The organism is Levilactobacillus spicheri DSM 15429 (genome assembly GCF_001435095.1).
Lineage (GTDB): Bacteria > Bacillota > Bacilli > Lactobacillales > Lactobacillaceae > Levilactobacillus > Levilactobacillus spicheri.
This window is the reverse complement of sequence record NZ_AZFC01000006.1, coordinates 1-2,656: the sequence shown is the minus strand read 5'-3', so window position 1 is coordinate 2,656 and position 2,656 is coordinate 1. Positions and strand designations below refer to the sequence as shown.

General features: G+C 54.0%; 1 protein-coding gene. It reads left to right on the top strand.

Features of this window, described 5'->3' with window-relative positions:
• The first annotated feature begins 422 nt into the window (after positions 1-422).
• Positions 423-1,142 carry an SDR family NAD(P)-dependent oxidoreductase gene (locus tag FD37_RS02650; RefSeq protein WP_056963253.1) on the top strand — a complete coding sequence of 240 codons (720 nt, stop codon included), beginning with the start codon at positions 423-425 and terminating at the stop codon, positions 1,140-1,142.
• Positions 1,143-2,656 lie beyond the last annotated feature (1,514 nt).

Genomic DNA, 2,656 nt, shown 5'->3' with positions numbered 1-2,656 from the left:
CGTCATCGCTTAGCGACAACTTAATTAATATACCATTTTGTTATCATCACTGTCAACCACTAAATCCAATCGTTCAAATTGGTCTAGTTGCTAAGCTGTTGTGACAACGTATCTAAGAATACCAACCCCAGCGGCCCACGTCAACTAAAACCGATGAAAAATCATCATCTTTTTTCAAAGACAAATCTTATGAGACCAATGTTCGCCAACGTTATAAAACAGCCGCGCGTTTCTTCCGAACTTTGTTTAAACCGTTCGGATTATTTTTCGTCTAAAAAAGCCCACCTTCATGGGTGCTTCTGCCAAGACCGTTGACCAGCCCCATCACGACCGTTTCCCCTCAACGAAGCTTTCCCATCCGCTTTTATCACCACCCGTGCTAGGATAAGCATAGTCTCATCATCTAAGGAGGACCTATCATCATGGCAACTATCTTTATTACCGGCTCAACGACCGGCCTGGGGTTTCTCACCGCGCAACAGCTCATCGCTGATGGTCACACCGTTACCCTGCACGCCCGAACACCGCAGCGGGCCGCTGAAGTTCGCCAGCGACTACCCCGCGCTGCGCACGTTCTGGTCGGCGACCTAGCCGATCCGGCCGCCGTTAAGGAATTGGCGCATCAAGCCAACCAGATCGGCACGTTCGACGCCGTCATCCACAACGCCGGTATCAACCACGCACTGGCAGACACCCTTTTTCAGGTTAATGCCGTGGCCCCTTATCTCCTGACGGCCTGGTTACACCGTCCCCGGCGACTGGTCTTCGTCTCATCGATCATGCACCACGACGCACCGCTCGACCTAGCGCACCTCACCACGACCACCACCTACGGCTCCTCCAAGCTACAGGTCTTGCTCCTGATGGCCGCCATTGCCCGGCACTGGCCCGACGTCATCGCGACCGCCGTCCACCCCGGTTGGGTCCCCACGCGAATGGGCGGTGACCAGGCTCCCGACGACCTCACCCTGGGTTACACGACCCAGACCTGGTTGGCCACGACCGCCCCAGCGAGCGTTTCCGGTCAGTACTTCTTCCACCAAACACCCGCCGAACCGGACCCCCGCGTTGCCGACGTTCAGTTACAAGAGGCTTACCTGGCACAGTTGGCACACTTGACCGGCGTGGTGCTTCCTAAATAGACAAAGGGCTCATCAGACTGCCAATACCTGATGAGTCCTTTCATTTATGCGTACTTGAACGGCATCTCACGCTACCGCTAAAGGGCTGCTACCAATCAACAACACCGGTGACCCATTGTTCGGACACCGCATCGCCAGCTATCGGGAACCCGCCGCTAAGGATCAGCCCCGTCGATTAAACAACCGGTCGCCAATCGAAGCGTCTCCCGGAAGTCCTCTTATCAGCTAGCATCTCTCGAAACGCCCCGCTGAAGTCATACCGGCGAATGACTAGCCAGAAAATCTGGTTCACCAAGAGTCGTGACCGAAGCATGGAGCCGGCGTGTACCGGATATCCGGTTCCTTCATCGTGATTTCCCACCAGTCAGTGCCGACCACCGCACAGGATCAGTCAATCGGCAGGCGCGGTCATCACCACCTCACCACTGTATGCGGCGCACTGCCATCCAGGTCACATGGCACTTATCATCAGCGGTCGGCGCCCATCGTTTCCCTTATCCTCCCTGGAAAATTAGCTGCGTGCCCCCGTTGTGACCTGGACGAACACACTCACAACCTGGCGCTCTTTTCAATCAGGCATGTCGCGCTACACCGCCAGGCTCTTAGGGACCGTATAGGATTTCCAAAACAACACACCGTTAGTCTCCGGTTTACCGGTCACCCGCCCTTCGCCAAAGAACCGCGGCAAAGCATTCAAGCGAATACGCAGTCGCATCTTCCCCGCTTGTTTGATTAGTCATCATAATCCCGTTCACTTCTCAAGTTGGCCTGTAGCGCGCGTTCAATCAGTCGTCCCCCGTCGTGTCTCAGCATGGCCAACACCTTTCCGGTTCAGGCGCCGCATCTGACTCATTCGGCATCAAACGAGTGAGCCGGGCACAAACTGGTTCAAGGTGATCACGGTGCGTCCCGTTTTAGCCTCGGGCGTCCGGCCATTAAAAAAGGTCCAACCCTACTCGTCCTGTGAACAGAGCCGGAACCTTGAATCAGATTGATTCGGTTTTATGATATTGGATGTTAATGGATGAATCCCGCAACCCCTCCTTTTTAGGCATAACAAAAGGTCATACCGCCCTGTACGACAAATCAAGTCGACCCAAACCAATTGAAAGCGCGTGCTCGGTATGTCCCAAGACCCGTTTACCAGCATTTTAATTCAAATAACAGCTGAAGCCATCAAAAATTAAACACTAAATTCGTATTAGGTGGCGTTACGTGCGGAATGGGCAAGGTGACTGACGATTCCATCCCTTTGCCCACGGTGTGGCAAAGTTACGACGACCCATCACGGCCATACCAGCGGCGTGGTTCGCTGATAACGAGCTAGCGCGGATAACTGCTAAAAAAAGTTCCAGCCCTGCTCGTCCTGTGAGCGGGGCTGGAACTTTGAACTCTCTTGATTCTTGAGCTGCCTACTTTGAAAGCGACAAAAAAAGGAACTCATTACTGAGTTCCTTACGTTTGCGTGGCAACGTCCTACCCTTGCAGGGGGCGATCCCCCAACTACTATCGGC

Coding starts and splice junctions, on each gene's coding strand:
- FD37_RS02650 (WP_056963253.1), top strand. CDS start 423: ATGGCAACTATCTTTATTACCGGCTCAACGACCGGCCTGGGGTTTCTC.